This window comes from Aromatoleum evansii, assembly GCF_012910805.1.
Classification (GTDB): Bacteria; Pseudomonadota; Gammaproteobacteria; order Burkholderiales; family Rhodocyclaceae; genus Aromatoleum; species Aromatoleum evansii.
The window spans coordinates 91503-110864 of record NZ_WTVK01000007.1 but is presented as its reverse complement, the minus strand read 5'-3'; the positions used below and the strand labels follow the sequence as shown (position 1 = coordinate 110864).

The window sequence follows — 19362 nt, the reverse complement described above, 5'->3', positions numbered from 1 at the left end:
CGAAGTTCGTGATGTAATGGCGTGGCGGGTTGATCTGTACGGAATTCCTGGCTAGCCGATGGTGTGGCTGCAGGTCTGTTGGGGGGCGTCCGATGAATCTGACTACCGGCGGAGTCGAGCATGTAGCCTGCTTGAAGGAGGAAGCTGCGCTGCCCCTCGTTGTCGATCTTGACGGGACGCTGACCCCCTGTGACACCCTGCTTGAATCGTTGCTTATCTTGTTGAGACGCGATCCCGTGCAACTCGTGCGTTGCGCCTTGCGGCTCCGTCGAGGACGGGCGGCGTTCAAGGAGGCTGTTGCAGGTCGCGTCAATCTGCCGGTGCACTTGCTGCCGTTTAGGGAAGATCTGCTCGAATACCTCATTGACCAGAAGCGCCTGGGACGGAAGCTCGTCCTGGCAACGGCTGCGCATCGCTCGATCGCTGAGCGTGTGGCCGGTCACCTGCGGATCTTCGACCTGGTGATCGCGTCCACCGACACCAATTTGAAGGGGGGCGAGAAGTTGCGGGCGATTCAGGGGGCGGTCGGGGCGCAATTCGCCTATGCGGGCAACGACGAAGCGGATCTGCCTATCTGGGCCGAGGCCCAGGCAGCGGTCCTCGTCGGCGTATCGCGCGATGTCGCCACAAGCGCGCGGGAAAAGTGCCCTGTCGAGATCGAATTTCCCGGGCCACGAATGGACGTAAAGAGTTGGCTCAAGGCCCTCCGCGTGTATCAATGGGCCAAGAATCTGCTGATATTCGTGCCTCTGCTCACTTCGTTCAGTCTGTTCGATCCGAATGCCGTCGGCCTGACACTGGCTGCCTTCTTCTCGTTTTCTTTGCTGGCCTCTGCAAACTACGTCTTCAACGACCTTCTAGATATCCAGAGCGACAGGATGCACCCGAGCAAGCGGCACAGGCCCTTTGCGAACGGGCGCCTCGATCCCATTCGAGGAGCGGCGGTGGCGGCCGGCTGCGCGTGGGTCTCTATGTCGATGGCGTTTTTGGTCGGCAGCGGGTTTGCGCTGGCAATGCTCGGCTACCTTTTCTGCACCAACGCATACAGCCTGCATCTGAAGCGATACATTCTAATCGACGTGATTGTGTTGTCCTTGCTCTACACGCTCAGGATCGTTGCAGGGGGGCTTGCCATCGGGGTGACGATCAGTCATTGGCTCCTTGCATTCTCGGGATTCATATTCTTGAGCCTCGCGCTGATCAAGCGCTGTGCCGAGCTGCTGCTGCTCGACCGAGAAGGAAAACCGGCGCCGGCCGGACGCGACTACCGCCCTGATGATCTAAAGATTCTCTTCCCGGTGGGCGTTTGCGCGGGACTCAATTCTGTCGTGGTGTTTGGTCTATACATCACGGCGGCGGATACGCAGGCACGCTACGCCAATCCGGGTCTGCTTTGGTTCGCCGCAATCGGTCTTACTTACTGGATCACCAGGCTCTGGATCAAGACCTCGCGAGGTGAGATGCATGATGATCCGCTGGTATTCGCCGTAAGGGATTTCGGATGCCACAGTACGGTCTTGGCGATCGCGGTCATCGCCGTGATCGCCCATTCGGTGCCACTCACATGAAACTATTTCTGTTAGCCGTGGCGAGCATCCTGATCTCTGTGGCGGCGCAGTTCTCGCTGAAGGTGGGCATGAGCAGCAGTGTCATCCAGCGCGCACTGGCGAGCGACATCGGTCCGCGCGCGGTGCTCACGATACTCGCACATCCGGGGGTCGTGCTTGGGTTCGTCCTCTATGGGCTTGGGGCGCTGCTCTGGCTCGGCGTTCTTGCCCGCTGGGATGTGAGCAAGGCCTATCCGCTCGTCGGGCTCGGCTTCATCGTTGCAGTGCTTGTCGGTTGGCTCCACGGCGAGCAGGTCAGCACGATGCGAACGGTCGGGACTTTGCTGATCTGTAGCGGTGTCGTCCTCGTGGGCCGCAGCTGATCGGCCCTCCGGTCGTGGGAGTTGTCTCCTGCCACTGCTCCAGGCAAGTGGTGATGCGGTTCGTCGCGGGGTAGGTTGAGGGGTATGCGATGAGCAATGGGCGTTTTTCGGCATTGCCGTATTGGGCATGTGTCATTGGGCTGGTCGTCCTGGTGGAATGCCATCTCGTCGTCCGCGCGCTGCCGTTCCCTTATACGCCCGATAGTGCATCGTACCTCGACGATGCAGTGCGGATTCTTGCCGATTCGGGCCTCGGCGAGCCTCCGTCACACGGAGTGCCTGCACCGAACCCGCTATTCCCGCCAGGCTTCGCGTTGTCGATTGCTGCACTGGGGCTGCTGGGGTTCGATCTGCATCTGGCGGCCATGCTCATCGGCACGGCCAGTGCGTTGGCCGTGCCGGTCCTGCTTGTGATGGCATTCCGCCGTGTGCTCGACCCCACGGCGCGGGTAGTGCTCGCAGCGGCAGTCGTGACGACCCCGAGCTTCCTGACCCAATCGTTACTGGGACTGAGCGACCTGTTCGCCCTCGCTCTCGGATTAGGATCAATCGGGTTGGTGTTTCAAGGCCAGCGATATTCTAGTCTTGCGTTGGCTGGAGTCTTGGCCGGCTGTGCATACGCCGTGCGAAACGCGCATGCCGCGCTCTTGCTAGCGTTTCTGGGCTACTTCGCCATTGCGCTGTATCGGAACTGCGAACCGCGCCGCACCGAGTGTCTTCGCGCATTGGTCTTCTTCGCGGGAGTGGGGGCTATTGTGCTGCCCCTGCTCATGAGAAACTTGGCGACCTTCGGCGCGATCAACCCCTATGTGATGGGGCCGTCTACCATTGATGTCATCACCAATGCGCGCACGATGCTTCAGGAGTACGTCTTTGACTTGAGTGGCGTGCGACCTCTGGCAATCTATTTGGCATGGTCTGTGCCCGGTCTTGCCTTTCTCGCAATTCTTGCCGGGACTCTCGGCTGGCGCTGCAGAGGCTTGCTGATGCGGTTGGACGCGCGGAGCCAGAGGGCGCTGCTCCTCTGCGTGCTCTATGCGACGATCGGTTCGGCAATGGTGGTTGTTGCGCGTTCCAGGTTCGAATGGGGCGAGCCGATCAACGTCCGACACACACTCCAGTACTCGCCGTTCTGGTTCGCGGCAGGACTGCTTCTGTTGCGTGGGTGTGCGCCGCTCCTTCCATCTGGCGGTTTCTCTGCGCGCCGCATGGCCTGGGGGCTTACGCTCGTCGTGCTGGCGCTTCATCTGGTTTATCTCGTGAATTTCGATGGGCCGGCGCGGTTCAACGCTTTGCGTGCCGCCGCCGCGAATACGGCCTGGGAGGCGGGTCAAGCGATCGTCTGCAATACTCGTCGCAAGGTCATCAGCAATTGGCCGCATGTGTTCAGGATAGGGTGCGGAGTCCCGACGGCGCCTCTTGGCGAAGGGGCACGACTGCAGGAGATGATCGTGTCAATGCAGCGAGAGCGACCCCACGAGGAATGGATGATCGCGATCTTTCCGGGGCGAACCGGTTTTGGACCGGAGGGATTCCCGCTCCCGGCATCGCAGCGTGAACTACTGGAGAGGACGGGCGTCGCATTCGTGTTGAACGAGTCTCGTGGCGTGATCATGCTCCTTGATCCGCGCCCAAGATGAAAACCTGTCGCGCTTCTCTCTTACGCCGTGGTCGCGCGATGCGCGTGTGGTCCGTCGTGTCCTTTCACCACAAGCCATCCGCTCGCCTATAGGCGAGGGCGATGCCAGTATCCGACGATGCAGCCGAGCGTATTGATCGCATTCATGCTCTGTCTCAGCGAGCCCGGCTTTAGCGCGAGTTGCATGCCGACCGCTCTCGCTGTTTGGCGGATGAATTGCGAAACGAGGAATGGTGGCAGGTTGAACAATGTCCGGGCATAGTTCGGCAAGCGGTATCGCCCCTGCCGGACGCCAGCCAGATAGTGCAGCTTGAGAAAGTACCGCCGCGTCAGTTTCCAGTCATCGACGGCATGTCTGATCTCCATGTCCGGCCGATACCGGATTCGCGCGCCTCGCGCGAGCAACGCGCGGAACATCATCGCGTCTTCGCCCCCGCCCACGCCTTCGCCCGCCCGGTTGTACCGGACGTCGAAGCGCAGCAGGGGATCCTTCCGGAAGAGTTGCATGTCGTAGGCGATGTTTCCGCACCACACGGCCTTCGAATCATCCTCGATCCAGAACGGCTCGTTGCCATGGTTCAGCTCGCCGAGGAAACCGGCTATCTCGTCATCCAGCCATGCGGGCCGTTCGTTCGCGCCCAGGTCGACCGTGATTCGTCCGCCTGCGCATTGCGCTCCTTCGATAGCGATCGCGGAATGAGCCGCCCGCAATAGTCCCGGGAGCGGCAGTTCGTCGTCGTCGATGAACACGAGGATGTCGCTCCCCAAGGCTTCCTCAATTGCACGATTGCGCGCAGGGACGATGCCCTGCTGTGTCTCCGTGACGACTCTCAGGGGAGCGCCGGGCTCGCCGGCCAGTCGGTCTAACACGGCAGGCGTGTCGTCGCTGCTGTTGTTGTTCACCGCCAGGATCTCGAACGCGATCGGGGAGTCCTGAGCGCGCATCGCCCTGACCAGGCCGTCCAGCCGTCGCGCACGGTTGAATGTGCAGAAGGCGAAGGTGAGCTTCATTTCGAGCAGCTTCCGTTCGCGCGACTGCTTCGCACATCTCGCGACAAGGCATTCAGCAGCGCTCTGTGCACGCCGATGGGCAGCAGGGCCGGCAGAAGGTAGATCCAGTCGCGCCGCGTTACGAAACCCGCCCGCATCGCGCGCCTGAAGATCGCGCGCGCCGCCTCAAGGTCGCGTTTCCAGTACGCCTCATAACCTGTACGCAGCAGGTTGCCGAAGAGCAACTCGCGGCTTCGATCGCGCCCCAGAGTGGCGAGAAAAGCCGGGTGCGCCTCCAGATAGCGTTCCTGCGCCCGCAGCAATTGCAGTGCGGCGCGGGCGCGATCCGACGACGCCTGCACGCCGTCGTGAAAGTGATAGAACGCCAGAACGTCGGGCACTCTGACGATGGGGCGCGCAGCGGCGAGCTCCAGCCATAGCGCATAGTCTTCCGCATTCGTCAGGCTACGGTCGAACCCGCCGGCCGCGAGCACCGCGTCGCGGCGCGTCAGCGCCGCATGCACGGGCCAGCGGCAGCCGGCGAAGAGTTGCTCCTGCTTGTCCGGTCGCTCGTAGTCCGGCGGAACGAACGGCTGGCCGCGACCGCCGGGTAGCCCCAGGTTCTGCCATCCGCAATATGCGAGCACGGCGTGCGGGTTGGCCTCCAGCGCAGCCGTCATTCGCGCGAGAAAATCTGGTGCCCAGGTGTCGTCGGCGTCGAGGAAGGCGACGAGATCGCTACGCGCAAGGGCGAGCCCCGCATTTCTCGCTGCGCTCACGCCCTGATTCGACTGCGAGTGAACACGGATGCGTGGATCCGACACGCCGCGCAGCCACTCAAGCGTACCGTCGTGCGAGCCGTCATCGACGGCGATGAACTCCCAGTCGGGAAGGGACTGCGCGAGAACGCTGCCGACACTCGCGGGCAAGTGCCGCTCCGCATTGAAGCACGGCATCACCACGGAAACGGCAGGAACGGGGCGGATGGCGGACATGCTCAAGCCCGCAGGCGACGCAGCGCATAGCGTGCCACCTCCGGCCAAGCCACATCGTGGCTACCGAAGTAGAGCTTGCGCGCCAGACTGGAGGTGGAGTCGTGATTGAACACCGTCAACCTGCGCACTGAATACGGATTGCCGTCCCGCAGGGCCCAACCGGTGCGCGTCGTGCATGCCACGGCATAGCCCGCATTACGCACGGCACTGGCGCAGCGTGCGTCCCATGCGCCATAAGGATAGGCGAAGCTCGATACCGCGGCGCCCAGCACATCCTCCAGGGCGCTGCGCGAATCGCACAGTTCGCGCTCCATCGCCTCGTCGTCGAGCGTCGGCAGGCGCGCGTGGTTCACCGTGTGAGAGCCGACCTCCATGCCTGCGGCCTGCATTTCGCGCAACTCCCGCGCGTTCAACAGGCGCCCTGCCGGTCGACCATCGTCCGGCCACGTCGGTTCGCGCCCGAGCGACCCGGTGACGACGAACCACGTCGCGCGCATCCCGCGTGCGTGCAATGCCTCGCACGCCGCAAGGTTGTTCAGATAGCCGTCATCGAAGGTGATAACGGCGGTTCGTCCGGACGGTGGGTGGGCGTATGCAGCCAACTCCGCCATCGTGGGCGTTGCATAGCCCTCGTCCTTGAGGAAATCGAGCTGCGCGCCGAACCGACGCTTCGACACAGCCCACGGCCATGCCGGGGCTCCGACGGTCGTCTCCACGGAGTGATACATCAGCACCACAGGCCCGTGCGAGCCGGCGCGGCGATGAAGTGCAGAAGAGATCGGATCAACTTTCATCGCAAGTGTCGAACACCCGGAGAACTGTACTTTCTCACGAAGCGCACCCGGCGAACGTGCTACTTTACCCACTGGCCGGCAAATTCCAGTCGTCTCGGTGCGGCATGGGAGATTCTGCCGGGGACCCGTTCCTTTCGACTGGGGGATGCTTGAAATTAGCGGTCCTATTCTGGTTCTACAAGGAACCCGAGCTCTGCGAGAATCGGCTGGTCATCCTGCGGCGCAGGAATCCGCATGCGCGCGTGTACGGGCTGTACGGCGGCGATCCGGCCCAAGCGTCGGTCTTCCGTGAGCGCCTAGGCAAGTATCTCGACGACTTCTACGTTTTCGACCAGCCGCGAGACGCCCATTGGAAGTGGTATCACGGCGACCAGATGATCGTGCAGTGGTACCGCGAGCGCGGCGTCGATCTGGATTGGGACAGTATCTTCGTCGCGCAGTGGGACATGCTCGTCTTCGGTCCCTTGGAAAGGCTGTTCGCCGGGCTGCGTGAGGGCGAGATGCTGTTCTCGGGGCTGCGCCCGGTGCGCGAAGTCGATCCGTGGTGGTGGTATATCCGAGAGGGCTCGCCGGAACGGGCGGAGTACTTCCGATTCCTCGACTTTGTCCGCCAGGCACACGGATTTTCCGGCGATCCGCTGTGCGGCGAGTTCATCGTGGTCTGCCTGCCACGGGTATTCCTCGAACGCTACGCCGCCATCCCCAATCCGGATCTCGGTTTTCTCGAGTACAAGATCCCGATCTACGCGCAGGTCTTCGGTGTTCCCTTTTGCACAGCACACCCGTACAGCCCTTGGTGGGGCGACGATCCCACGACCAGGGATGCTCCGTTGCTTACACGTGCCCTGAACTCCGAAACCCGTGACGTGCCACTACGCAGCATCGTCGCGCACCTTGCCCTGCCGTGGGGGAACCGGATATTCCATCCGGTGTTCCGTGAGTATCCGCTCGATCTTGGTCATCGCCTTAGGCGACTTGGAGACGAGGCGTGCGAAGAGGTGTTGAAACCTCTTTGGTGGCGTCTGAGGCAGTACTAGAGGAGGAACTGGTAGCGTACGCTGCCATCGACATTGAGGTTCTGGCGCTCGACTTTCCCTGCTACATGCCGCTAAGAACCGATCTGCCCTTAAGGCGCCAACCGATGTGTCGTTCGTATACATAATCCGCAGCGACGGCAATCAATCTATCCCAACGCAATGATCTCGTTGGCAGGGATATTGCGCGATCAATAGCGGATCGTACCGACGAAGCCACTGCATCGCGACCATAATGCATGTCTATGAATTCCCGCCCCGCCGCCCCCAAGCGCGCCTGTTCATCGGCGTGTGCGGCGAGATACAGTAGAGCGTCCGCAAAATCATCCGCCGAATCTGCGATAAGGACTTCCTTGCTTGGAGTGAACCCCATCCCTTGTGCGCCGGTTGATGTGGTGACGACAGGCAACCCATGCACCATTGCTTCGCCAATCTTGCCCTTCATGCCAGCACCAAAACGCAGTGGAGCTACCGACACCGTCGCGGCGCGAAGATATGGGGCGGTGTCGGCAACCCAGCCGTGAACGCGGATCCCGTTTCCTTCCAATGCGATGATTGATTCGGGAGGCGCATCGCCGACAATGTCGAGAGTCGCATCCTTAAGAGAATCTCTCACGGTGGGCCACACTTCTCTGCAAAAGAACAGCATGGCATCAATATTCGGATCGTGCCGAAAACTTCCCACAAAAATCGCGCGCATTGTGCTCGGATGCTTTGCTTGCGCATCTGGGGGTAGAGGAGAAATGCGGGTGTGGATGTTAGGAATTACTGATACAGGAAGGGTGGGGATCTCGCGCTGGAGGGCTGAGCTGTCCTCCCCGCTTACGGCGATGACCATGTCCGCTAACCGGTAAATTGCAAGTTCCTGAGATTTTGTATTGCTCGCGCGACTAGCGTCGCTTTCGCTTCTTGATAAATCTGCTTTTGCTTTCAGGCGAAGATAGTGCAAATCTACCGAGTCAATTACTATTTTCGCCTGCGGTTGGAGAAATCGGGTGATCTCCAGCCACTGCATGGCGTAATAATAGAACTCAAAAAAAATCAAGTCAAAATTTGTGCTTCGAAGAACGTGCGGTACTGTGGTCTGAAAGATCTCAATCGATCTTTTAGATAATGTGTCGCGGTACCGAGTAATTTCCTCCGCGCCAACATGCGGAATCTGCCAATTTTGACCGACTGGGCAAAAAGACAAGGAGTGCCCTTGTTCGGACAAGATCTCAAGAATATTGAGTAGACGCAGGTCGCCCGACGCTCTGTCAAATAAGGGGTATGGCGAAATAACTAGAATCTTCATCTCTGCATGCCTCACGGAGGTCACGACGACAAGAGAATGCGGTCATGCATTTATGCTGTATCTGCGATCAATCTATGTATCAACGGTGCTATTGGAGAGGGTGTGCGGGTTCTTTCGAAAAGTCGCTAGTTAACTTTCCGTAACCAAATGCTTCCTGGAATGGTGAGGTTGTTTGTTGGCTTCTTTATGAACAAAGGCATGCTTTCGCGGATTGAATTGTTGAAATTCTCCACGATGTAGCTGTTGAAGAATACTATCTCGAAAGCATGATTAAATTGTAGAAATGCTCTTAAAATGTAGCACTCGTTCCAGAATCTTCCATCATAGATCCATGTGTCTGGGTACTCGAATGGAAAAAATATGTCGTGAATATGTACGTAAACGCCGGGATTAAGTTGCGGAAGAATTTCAAAAAACAAATAATTCACATCGCTTCCGATCCGACTGACATGCGTCGAGTCAATGAAAAGAATGTCTGATGGCCCGAGAGATTTGAAAATGTTGTAAGGGACGTCCTGCGCGAAAGAGGTGATGATGCTTAAATTGCCATTTTTCTTGTCTTCTTCGGTAAGTAACTGATTGAGTCTGTCCGGATAAGGCTCAATAAAGGTGAAGTGTGTCTCGGGGGTGAGAAACCGGTCGCGCGTATCAAGTGCGGCAGCCGATGAAAATCCAGACCCGATTTCAATAAACTTCCGTGGTTGTAGGTGTCGGAGTATGGAGTAAAGGCAAATTCCATCAGCGTATGCATAGAAGTCATTGTTTAGGTAGTAGCGACATTCTCTTGTGGGGTCTTCCGGGAATGGCATTTCGGAGTAGTGTGATTTAATTAACTCCAGAAAGTACATTTGTTGAGAAACGTTAAGGTCAATTCCCGGAAGGTGGTCGAATGATTTGTCAAATAGCTTGGCGTGTTGAAGCTTAATTTTGTCTAAGTCTGGGATTGTTGAATAGTAATGGCCTGGTGGGACGAAGCCCTTTTTCCAGAGATTGAGCTCTTTGGTCAAGCTAATTGTGCGAGTATTCAAAGAATGGAGTTCGTTTCTGAGATTCCTGGTGAATGGAATCTTGCGGGCGGCGTATTTCAAGATATTCTTCAGCATTTCGTGCCTTGTTTTCAGCTTCGCGACGAACTGCGATCAAAAGATAATACTGGGCTACGTTTGGGGTAGTGGGAGAGGTGATTGGAGGTGTCGTGCATCTACAGGTTCTTGCAGGAGATGCTGATGGCTCCAGTGTGCTTCTAGACTGAAGAATCCTCCCTGACATTCCGGCGACGATCTCTGTAAGTTTGAGCTCGTTACTCTGAAGTGGCAGAGGTTGTCGGCGTAAAATATATTCTTTATGGGTTCCTCGACATCTATGCTAAGTCGGGTTGCATACGCTCCTGGAAGTAAAGGAAAATTGTCGATTCTCATCGAGAATTCATGCGTCCCCTCGGAGAGTGTTTTTTTTCGTAGTGAGCCTGGTGTTATCGATGCCGTTAGATAAATGAAGTCTGTTGTGTGGAATCCAATGAAGAAGATTGGATTTCGTATCTCTCGATGTGCACGGATCTTGAAGCGGATATTTGCCGGTGCGTTATATTCGATAGTGTCTATTGTCTGCCCGGTTGGGTCGGTGAAGTTAAGGTCAAGCAGATCTGCTTCGCCTGTTGTTAGTGCGTTGCTTGCCTTCCCTTTGTCCTGCTGTGCGATGATGGTAACGTCACTTTGCTCAAAGAAGACGTTGCACACCAACTTGGCGTTTCCGTCTACTTTTATGGTTCCATGGTCCAGAAGAAGGACACGATTACACATTCTTTCTATTTGTCTAATGTTATGGCTAACGATTAGGACGGTTCTTCCTTGGCGCTTGATCAAGTTCTCCATGCGGTCAAAACACTTCCGCTGAAATGCAAGGTCGCCGACAGCTAGAACCTCATCGACGATCAAGATCTCGGACTCAACACTCGTCGCCACCGAAAACGCCAGTTTCACCTGCATCCCCGAGCTGTACCGCTTCACCGGTGTATCAATGAACTCGGCCATTTCCGCGAAATCGACGATTTCATCGAATTTACGGTCGATTTCGCGTTTCGACATGCCGAGGATCGCGCCGTTGAGATAGACGTTCTCTCGCCCGGTGAAATCGGGCACGAAACCGGCGCCGACTTCGATGAGTGGCGCGATCCGGCCATTGACCTTCACGGATCCGCGCGTCGGAGTGCTGATGCGCGCGAGCATCTTGAGCAGCGTCGATTTCCCCGCGCCGTTGTGGCCGATGATGCCGACGACTTCGCCCTGCTCGATGGTGAAGCTGACGTCATCCAGCGCCTTGAACAGGGGGCGTTCGGGCGCCGCGCGGCCGATAAGTCGCGCGCCGGCATTGAGCATGGTCTGCTTCAGGCTTTGCAGTGCCCCGAGCCGATATTCCTTGGTGAGATGTTCGACTTCGATAATCGGCATGTCGGTGGCTCAAATGACGTCGGCGAAGTAGCTTTCGGCGCGCTTGAAGTAGAGATAGCTCAGCGGCAGCAGCACCGCCACGAGCATTGCGCCCGGGACCATGGCGCCGACGTCGGGCGCCTGGCCGCGCAGCACGACGCTCTGGAACGCATCGATGATCCCGGCGAGCGGGTTCAGGGTGTAGAGCGTGTAGAGCAGGCCGGACCAGTCGCCCGCAGCCTGCTGGATCAGCAGCTTGTCCTTGACGAGCTGAAGCGGATAGATGACCGGGGACGCGTACATCAGCAGTGACAGAAGCACCGGCAGGGCTTGGCCGACGTCGCGGTAATAGACGTTGATCGCCGCGCCGGCGAAGGCGACCGCGAGCGAGGCGAGCACGGTGTAGGCGATGATGACCGGCACCCAGAGGAACTGCACGCTGGGCATCATGCCGTACCACGCCATCAGGCCGGCGAGGATCAGGAAGTTGATCCCGAGTTCGACGAGCTTGGTGACGACGGAGGTGAGAGGGAAGATCTCGCGCGGGAAGTAGATCTTCTTGATCAGCGCGGTATTGCCGACGACGCTGTTCACGCCCTCCGAGGCCGACTCCTGGAAGAAGGTCCAGGGCATGAGCGCAGCGAAGGTCAGGATGGGGTAGGGAATGTCGCCGCTGTCGATGCCGACGAAGCTCTTCACCAGGGTGAAGATCAGCATCAGCGTCACGGGCTTCAGCACGGCCCAGGCGATGCCTAGGTAGGCCTGCTTGTAGCGCACGGCGATGTTCTTCCACGCGAGCACGGCGATCAGCTCGCGGTAGGTGCAGAGTTCCTTCAGGCCATTCATCGGTTGGATCAACTCCCGGCGGGGCCTCGCGTTCAGTTGATGCGCAATTGGTGTGGCGACACTGCCTCGTTTCGACGCGATGAGCACGCCACCGCGGGCGTCCGCAATTGGACTGCGGAAACCCGACAAAATGCATTCTCCCAGCCCGTGATCGATCGGGCAGTGACATTTCACACTGTCGGGGCGTCCTTCTGCGCGCGTGAAAGCCGGGTGGAAGCGGGTCAGTGCGCGACGAAGAGGCGGTCGACCAAGGTCTCCAACCACGTTTGGGGCGCGGCCGCAGGCGACGCGCTGTCATCGAGCAGGTCGTATGTCTTGACCGATGGTGCATCGCCGATCTCGATGCGCGCGCCGAGTTGCCCGGGTGTGAACCACCAGCGTGTCGTGCGCCGCGGTCCCGCGATCTCGCAGCCCACCTCACCGCCCCGTTGCAGCAGACGCACGCGATGGGCGGGGCGCGTCTCCGCACTGGTCGGCAGCAGGACAACGAGGAAGCGGTCTTCGAGGGCGTCGTGCGCGGGCATGAGTTCGACCCTCCAGCCTCCCGCCTCCGGCGCCGGAGGCGGACGATGCATCGCCTCGACGAGTTTGCCTTCTTCGTCATAGTTGCGGCCATCGACGAAGAATTCGAATCCGCGCCCGCCCGTGGTCAGCAGGCGGCGTTCCTGCGGGAGCAGCACGCGGGCCTCGAGTCGGCCAGCCGACCGGGCCGCTCCGCGCGGCGGCGTACTGACGAAGAAGCCCTCGTTGTCGACCTCCGGCGCCGAGTTGGCGTGCAGGAGCCAGCGTTTGCGGAAGGCTGGGTCGGTGGCGCGCACGTCGTCGTAGATCACGATGACGTCGTCGATCCGGTCGTAGCCGAACACCCGCCACGCGCGTTCGACGCGGCGGCTGCGGTGCGAAGCTTCGCCTCGGGCGGAGTGGGCGTTCGTGTAGGCCGGGGTGAGGTCGGCGACTGCGACGGTGAGCGCATTCTCGTCGAGGAACCGGGCGATGCGCCCGGTGTGATAGAGCTCGCGCGCCTGCTCCCATTCGTCGCGGTCGATGGGCCCCGGGGCGACGTGCCAGCCGGAGCCGACGCGCCGCTGGCCGCCGTCGTTCGCGATGGGCCGCAGGCCCTCCGGGGTCGGGAGGGGGGCATCGTCGGCTGGATCGGTGACCGTGAGGGCGTTGTGAGCCACGGTCTGGTAGGCGTAGTTCATGTGGTGGTCCGAGCCGTAGCGCGGTCCGTAGATGCCGCTGTCGATGGCGAGCGGGCCGCCCTTGTCGATGGTGAAAGCGCCCTGGTCGAGATGGCTGTGCGACCAGAAGTTGTCGCCGGCCTTGAAAGTGACGTAGGTGGCGTCGGGCGTCCAGTCGCTGCGGGCGACGATCAGGCCGATGCCGTCGAAGTGCCGCGACAGGGGGAGCGCCGCGACGGCGCCAGAGTCGGTGAGCGTGCCGTCGGACAGCGGGCCCCAGGGCCAGCCGGTGGGCGTCGGGGCGACCGGCGCTGCGGCAAGACCATAGGCCGCGGCGTGGCGGTAGTGCAGGGCGAGCGGCGCGGCGTCGGGCGGGTGCCGCTGCAGGTTGCTTGCGTCGCCCGAGCGGATCTGGGTGCCGTCGGGGCGCGTGCGGTAGACGAGGAAGTCGAGGAAGCCGCGCAGCCCGGTCTCGGACGTGAAGAGATCCTCGCCGGTCGCGGCGAGCCACATCGCGGGGAGCGTGTAGACCGCCTGGCCGATGCCGACCGCGACGTATTCGCCGCCTTCGTGCCAGCCGCCGTGCGTGCCGAACACCTGGCGCCACACCGGAAGCACGTGCCGCGTCCACAGGTCGTGAGTGAAGGCCATGAGGGCGTCGCCGCGCGGGTGTTCGCGGTACAGGGCAATGGAGCACGCCATCAACGCCTGCAGCGGGCTGTTGTAGAGGATGGCGTTGTACGGGGAGAGGCGTTCGTGGCGGATGAAGTCGATGACGTACTGGCAGCCCTCGCCGAGCTTGTCCTGCAGGGCGATGCGCTCGGCGTAGCTCCACTGTGCGTGCAGCCAGTCGTAGGCGAGCGCGAGCGCCTTGACCTGGTCGTCGCCGCGGTCGATGAAGCGCATGTCCATCAGTCGGCGGTGCAGCAGGCCGAGATCCTGGCTGCCGGGGGCGGCCAGGGCTGCGAAGGCGACGGAATCGACGGGCCCCTTGCCTCCCCCTGCGGCATTGCGCCGCGCTGCAAGGTAGCCCGGATTGCGCGCCGCAAGTTGCGCCAGATCGGCCGCCGAGGGGTGCGGAAGCCGCGGATGGGCGTCGCGGAAGCCCGGCAGCGATAACGCCGGCAGGGCTTCGGGGGGCGGGAAGGTGGTGTGCGCGCCGTTGTCGGCGGGCGACCAGGACGCAGGCGGTCGGGTCGCGGCGACCACGGCGCCGAGCGCCGCGACCGGGAGCGCGACACCGAGGGCGAAACGCCACAGCGGGGTCGGTCCGCGGGGGGGCGATGGCGCGGCGGTGGAGCTGGCGTCCTGCACGCGGCGCAACACCCGGCTCGCCAGGGTATGGACGAGCCACACGCTCGCGCCTGCGATCAGGAGATTGGTCGGGTCTGGGTGCTTGGCGGCGGTGAAGAGCTTGAGGACTTCGATGCCGAGGCACAGGGCGACTGCGAGCAGGATCGCCGCGCGGGCCGCTCGCCGTCGACCGGGATAGGCGAGGGCGGCAGCGAGGCCGATCGGAGCGTAGCTTCCGGCAATCGCGAGCACGCTGCGCACCGCGGCGGTTTCGGAGGTGTAGTAGTGGTAATAGAAAGGCAGGAAGCGCAGTGCGGCGAGTTTTTCATTCGCGGCCCACAGCGGCTGGAGTCGCAGGGGCAGCACTTCGTTAAGGGCGAGCGCCAGCAGCAGATAAAGCGGCGCGCCCAGAAACACCACGCGGCGGGCAGCATCCGGTTCGATACGTAGTCGCCCCGCGATAGCGCTCCGCGCGAGGGATGCACCCCACGCCGCGCCGAGCCCGCGCGTGAGCACGGAGATCCCCTGTGTCGTGCCCGAAGCGAGCAGGATCTGCACGAGTTCGATCGCCAGGCCGAGGCACACCCCCGCGACGAGGCCGCCGATTGCGCCAGTCCGTAGCCGTTGCGATGAGCCTGCCCCGATCACCAGCAGCGCACCGAAGGGCATGGCCAGCACGGCCTCGGCGAGCAGCTTGGTGCCGCAGCTCAGCCCGGCACCGCAACCGGCCGCTGGCCCGAGCGCAAGGGTGCCCTCGGTGGCCAGTTTGGCGGCGAGTTCTGCCGTGGAAACCAGGAAGTCGTACGGGAAGAGGCTGAATGCGACGTAGCCGGTCGCGTAGAGCGCGAGCAGGGCGCGCAGGCTGTGCGTGCGGCCGCTGACGAAGCGCTCCCACATCGCGCCGAGGCGACGTCCCGATGCGAACCACAGGCCGCAACCCAGGCCGGTGCCGAGGAATTCCGCCACCAGATCGTTGAGCGAGACGGTGCGCGGCGGGAAATGGAGTTGCAGGAACTCGATGCCCACCGCGAGCGCGAGGCTGGCGCTCAAGGCTGCAGCCAGGGCCAGGATTCGTGGTGCCCGCCTGTCGTCCTGGATTGCGCCCGTTGCGAGGTAGGCGAGGACCAGATACAGCAGGATGTTCGCCACCCAGTCCGCGCGGGACGCCACCCCCAGCGAGAGATACGGGGTTGCGAGAAAGGCCTGCCAGGCATCGGGCCGGGGCTGGAAATCGAGCGGCACCAGACTGCCGTAGAACACGAATAGCGCCCACGCGAGCGTCGCGGCCGCATAGCGATTTCGCGTAACGGGGGCGGAAGCTGGCAAGGCGTGCTCCGGCGGAGGGCGGACGGGGGCGGGCGCCACTGCCGCCGCGAAGGGACTGCTTCGTATTATCGATCGCTCGCCCCGTGCGGACAATCGGCGTGACCGATTGCACTCGTGCCAGGCGTCACGCCAGCGAAGCGATCAGGGCACGTCTACACTGATTTGGTTTCCACCTTGTCGCGCTCGCCTGACGGTAACGTTCGCCCCTGGAGGATCGTCATGAAATTCCTGTTTGTACCCGTCATCCTGTCGCTTGCGGTGATGCCCGCCATGGCAGAGGCCGCGTGCACGTCGACCTCCCAGATAACGGATGCCGCTGCGCTAAGTACGCTGTTGGCGGGCAAGACGCTGTGCGCCACGCGCGGCACGGATCGATGGCAGGAGTTTCATCAGGCGGGCGGCGCCCTGATCGACTACAAGAAGGGGCAGACCGACCCGGTTGACCCGACCAAGCAGGTTGGTACCTGGACCGTGACCGGCAACGGTTCTGGCACGCAGGTGCGCTACAGCTACGGTCAGGGCGCGAACTATACGTACAAGGTGCATACCATCGTCCAGGACGCCAGCTACAGCCTTTGCAGCTCGACCGAGGATCTCGTGGTTTCGATGCGCGTCGGTCTGGGACCCTGCTAGACCAGCACCTCGACCACCGCCGGATGCCCCAGGAAAGCCTGCGGGCTCGCGCTCGCGCCATAGGCTCCGGACTGGAAGATCACGACGAGGTCGCCGACCAGCGCTTCGGGCAACGCCATGCGCTCCGCCAGCAGGTCGAGTGGCGTGCACAATGGCCCGACCGCCGTCGTTACCGTGGCGGCCGGTGCGTCGGCGCGATTGCCGATTGCCGTCGGATAATTCTTGCGGATGACCTGGCCGAAGTTGCCCGAGGCGGAGAGGTGGTGGTGCAGGCCGCCGTCGCACACGAGGAAGACTTGGCCGCGTGAGACCTTGCGATCGACGACGCGGCTGACGTAGATGCCCGCTTCGCCGACGAGGTAGCGCCCCAGCTCGATGACGAGGTTCGCGTCGGGCATGCGGCTTTGCGCAGCGTGCGCGATTTCTGCGAGATTCGCGCCGATCGGGCCTAGATCGAGCCGTGTCTCGCCGGGGAAGTAGGGGATGCCGAAGCCGCCGCCGAGGTTCAGCACCCGCACCGGTGAAGGTGCCGCGTCGGCGAGGCGGAGCGCGAGTTCGAAGCTCTTCTGCTGCGCCTCGACGATCGCTTCCGCGCGCAGGTTCTGGGAGCCTGCGAAGAGGTGGAAGCCCTCGAAGGAGAGCCCGAGACGGCCGACCTCGGCGAGCAGTTCCGGCACCGCCTCGGCATCGACGCCGAAGGGCTTGGGGCCGCCGCCCATCTTCATGCCCGAGCTCTTGAGCTCGAAATCCGGGTTCACGCGCAGCGCGACCCGCGCCGGCCAGCCGAGGCGGGCGGAAATGTCGGCGAGCCGGCGCAGTTCGCCGGCGGATTCGACGTTCAGCAGCACACCCGCCGCGACCGCCTGTTCGAGCTCGGTGTCGCGCTTGCCGGGGCCGGCGAAGCTGATGTCGGCCGGCGGGCAGCCTGCGTCGAGCGCGATGCGCAACTCGCCGGCCGAGGCCACGTCGAGTCCGTCGACGAGCTCGGCCATGACCCCGACCAGCGCAGGCATCGGATTGGCTTTCACGGCATAGTGCAGGTCGATCGCATCGGGCAGCGCCTCGCGCAGTTCGCCCACGCGCGCGCCCAGCAGTTGCCGGTCGTAGGCGTAGAAGGGCGTCTGTCCGACCCGCGCGGCAAGGCGCGTGAGCGGCACGCCGCCGACGATCAGCTCGCCGTTGCGGATCGGGAACTGCGCCATCGGCGCGTGGACGGGGGTGGGTTTGGCCGTGTTCACTGCGCGGATTCCTGTTGCTGGGTTTCGGTGGCAAGCAGCTTGCGGTCGATCTTGCCGTTCGGGTTGCGCGGCAGCGGGCCGCTGCGAACCTCGATGCGCGCCGGCACCATGTAGGCGGGCATGCGGCTGCGGCAGTCGGCGAGCAGCGCGGCCGTGTCGAGCGTGGTGCCCGGTGCGGGGGTGGCGACGACGCAGATCGCGTGACCGAGCGCCGGATGTGGCAGGCCGAAGGCGACGCATTCGCCGACGCGGCCCGTGCCATAGACGATCTCTTCGACCTCCGTGGGACTCACCCGGTAGCCCGACGTCTTCATCATCTCGTCGCGGCGGCCGATGAAGTACAGGAAGCCGTCCTCGTCGCGGCGCACGGTGTCGCCCGAGAACACCGCGATCTCCGGTATCTGCAGCCCCGCCTCGCGTCCGCCGATGCCCGCGGGCAGGGGCTTGTAGCGCTCGGCGGTCTTTTCCGGATCGTTCCAGTAGCCCATGCCGACGAGGGCGCCGCGCTGCACCAGTTCGCCCGGTTCGTTCGGCGCGCATTCGCTGCCGTCCTCGCGCAGCACCAGCACTTCGGCGTTCGGGATCGCCTTGCCGATCGAGTCCGGGCGACGGTCGATCTCCTCGGGTGGGAGATAGGTCGCGCGGAAGGCTTCGGTGAGCCCGTACATGAGGAAGGGGTGGGTGCGCGGCAGTTTCGCCCGCAGCGCCTTCAGCGTCTCGAAGGGCATGCGGCCGCCGGTGTTGGCGATGTAGCGCAGGTGTTCGCCGACGGTCTCGGGCCAGTCGAGCCCGGCGAGCTGGATCCACAGCGGCGGCACCGCGGTGAGTCCGGTCACGCGCTCGCGCACGACGGCGTTGAGCACGTCGCGCGGCAGAAGGTAGTCGATTAGCACGGCGCGCGCGCCCGCGTGGAAGGCTGTCGTGAGCTGGGAAAAGCCGGCGTCGAAGGACAGTGGCAGGGCCGCGAGCAGGGTGTCGCCTGCGTGGTTCTCGAGGTACTGCGCGACGCTGCGGGCGCCGGTGACGACGTTGCGGTGGGAGAGCACGACGCCCTTGGGGCGGCCGGTGCTGCCCGAAGTGTACAGGATCGCCGCCATGTCGGTGTCGATCACGCGGTGGCCGCTGCGCGGGGGGGCGGCGGCAAGATCGCTCCAGCGATGCACGGTCGCGCCTTCCACGGTCGGCAGCTCCGCCGGATTGCCGACCAGCACGATCTGGCGCAGGTCATGGCATTGCGCGAGCACCGCCTGCAGCAGCGGCAGGCGTTCGGCGCTCGTCACCAGCACGCGCACGTTGCAGTCGCGCAGGATATGCCCGACCTGTTCGCCCTTCAGCAGCGGATTGACCGGCACGAACACCCCGCCGGCGGCACTCGTCCCGAAGGCGGCGGCGACGAACTCGAAGCGTTTTTCGAGGTAGATCGCGACCCGTTCGGCACGCGCGAGGCCCAGTCCGAGCAGTCCCGCCGCGAATGCACCGCATTGCGTTTCGAGTTCCGCGTAGGATAGGGTTTGTGCACCGCGGGTTAGTGCCGCTTGCGCGGGATTGCGTGCGACGGCGGCGCGAATCAGGTCGTGGAGCAGGGCGGTCGGCATCATTGCGGTGGTCTGGGCTCGGCGTTGCGCATTCTTTCTCGCATGCAGGCGGCGCGGGCGAGTACGGACCGGAAGTATAATGCGCCGCTCTGCGCCCGCAGCCTGCGGACGCTTGTGATCGTAAAGTGTGTTGGTTGGTGCTGTGAGG

Annotated in this window: 14 protein-coding genes and 1 pseudogene; 5 read left to right on the top strand and 10 right to left on the bottom strand. The window is 62.5% G+C overall.

Annotated elements, in window-relative coordinates:
- Nucleotides 1-92: 92 nt before the first annotated feature.
- The 3 genes from GO615_RS05170 (at nucleotide 93) to GO615_RS05160 (ending at nucleotide 3570) form a co-directional block, all read left to right on the top strand.
- Nucleotides 93-1568 (top strand): UbiA family prenyltransferase, encoded by a 1476-nt coding sequence (locus tag GO615_RS05170; protein ID WP_169125969.1) that lies wholly within the window; start codon nucleotides 93-95, stop codon nucleotides 1566-1568.
- Nucleotides 1565-1930 (top strand): DMT family transporter, encoded by a 366-nt coding sequence (locus GO615_RS05165; protein ID WP_169125968.1) that lies wholly within the window; start codon nucleotides 1565-1567, stop codon nucleotides 1928-1930. Before GO615_RS05170 ends, GO615_RS05165 begins: the two co-directional genes overlap by 4 nt.
- A gap of 89 nt (nucleotides 1931-2019) precedes the next feature.
- A complete protein-coding gene (locus GO615_RS05160; RefSeq protein WP_169125967.1) occupies nucleotides 2020-3570 on the top strand; it encodes a hypothetical protein in 1551 nt (516 codons plus the stop codon).
- A gap of 86 nt (nucleotides 3571-3656) precedes the next feature.
- Here the strand turns inward: GO615_RS05160 and GO615_RS05155 are convergent, their stop codons facing one another.
- The 3 genes and pseudogenes from GO615_RS05155 to GO615_RS05145 form a co-directional block, all read right to left on the bottom strand.
- Complete coding sequence (locus GO615_RS05155; protein ID WP_169125966.1) at nucleotides 3657-4580, bottom strand: glycosyltransferase; 924 nt, start codon at nucleotides 4578-4580, stop codon at nucleotides 3657-3659.
- 623 nt (nucleotides 4581-5203) lie between these two features.
- Nucleotides 5204-5554, bottom strand: a pseudogene (locus tag GO615_RS29645) (glycosyltransferase family 2 protein); the annotation flags it as partial.
- Between the two features lie 2 nt (nucleotides 5555-5556).
- On the bottom strand, nucleotides 5557-6420 hold the full coding sequence (locus GO615_RS05145) for a polysaccharide deacetylase family protein (RefSeq protein WP_343037720.1): 864 nt from the start codon (nucleotides 6418-6420) through the stop codon (nucleotides 5557-5559).
- A 77-nt stretch (nucleotides 6421-6497) separates the two neighbouring features.
- Here GO615_RS05145 and GO615_RS05140 point away from each other — a divergent pair, with 77 nt between their 5' ends.
- Nucleotides 6498-7385 carry a hypothetical protein gene (locus GO615_RS05140; RefSeq protein WP_169125964.1) on the top strand — a complete coding sequence of 296 codons (888 nt, stop codon included), beginning with the start codon at nucleotides 6498-6500 and terminating at the stop codon, nucleotides 7383-7385.
- A 61-nt stretch (nucleotides 7386-7446) separates the two neighbouring features.
- Here GO615_RS05140 and GO615_RS05135 read toward each other — a convergent pair whose 3' ends face one another.
- From GO615_RS05135 to GO615_RS05115, 5 genes are all read right to left on the bottom strand, one after another.
- Nucleotides 7447-8676, bottom strand: a complete 1230-nt coding sequence (locus tag GO615_RS05135; RefSeq protein WP_169125963.1) for a glycosyltransferase — start codon at nucleotides 8674-8676, stop codon at nucleotides 7447-7449.
- Nucleotides 8677-8801: 125 nt separating this feature from the next.
- Nucleotides 8802-9764: a class I SAM-dependent methyltransferase gene (locus GO615_RS05130; RefSeq protein ID WP_169125962.1), complete on the bottom strand. Its 963-nt coding sequence runs from the start codon at nucleotides 9762-9764 to the stop codon at nucleotides 8802-8804.
- A 69-nt stretch (nucleotides 9765-9833) separates the two neighbouring features.
- Entirely contained in the window at nucleotides 9834-11123 is a 1290-nt protein-coding gene (locus tag GO615_RS05125) for an ABC transporter ATP-binding protein (protein ID WP_169125961.1), read from the bottom strand.
- A gap of 9 nt (nucleotides 11124-11132) precedes the next feature.
- Nucleotides 11133-11948: an ABC transporter permease gene (locus GO615_RS05120; RefSeq protein ID WP_211166959.1), complete on the bottom strand. Its 816-nt coding sequence runs from the start codon at nucleotides 11946-11948 to the stop codon at nucleotides 11133-11135.
- 221 nt (nucleotides 11949-12169) lie between these two features.
- Complete coding sequence (locus tag GO615_RS05115; protein WP_169125959.1) at nucleotides 12170-15748, bottom strand: VanZ family protein; 3579 nt, start codon at nucleotides 15746-15748, stop codon at nucleotides 12170-12172.
- Between the two features lie 219 nt (nucleotides 15749-15967).
- On the opposite strand from GO615_RS05115, the gene GO615_RS05110 reads away from it, so the two are divergent.
- The gene (locus GO615_RS05110) at nucleotides 15968-16381 is read left to right on the top strand and encodes a hypothetical protein (protein ID WP_169125958.1); all 414 of its coding nucleotides are present in this window, start codon (nucleotides 15968-15970) and stop codon (nucleotides 16379-16381) included.
- Here GO615_RS05110 and GO615_RS05105 read toward each other — a convergent pair.
- Nucleotides 16378-17583, bottom strand: coding sequence for a pyridoxal-dependent decarboxylase, exosortase A system-associated (locus GO615_RS05105; RefSeq protein WP_169125995.1), 1206 nt, complete (start codon nucleotides 17581-17583; stop codon nucleotides 16378-16380). The genes GO615_RS05110 and GO615_RS05105 overlap by 4 nt on opposite strands.
- Nucleotides 17584-17615: 32 nt before the next feature.
- Nucleotides 17616-19217 carry an acyl-CoA ligase (AMP-forming), exosortase A system-associated gene (locus tag GO615_RS05100; protein ID WP_169125957.1) on the bottom strand — a complete coding sequence of 534 codons (1602 nt, stop codon included), beginning with the start codon at nucleotides 19215-19217 and terminating at the stop codon, nucleotides 17616-17618.
- Nucleotides 19218-19362: the final 145 nt, after the last annotated feature.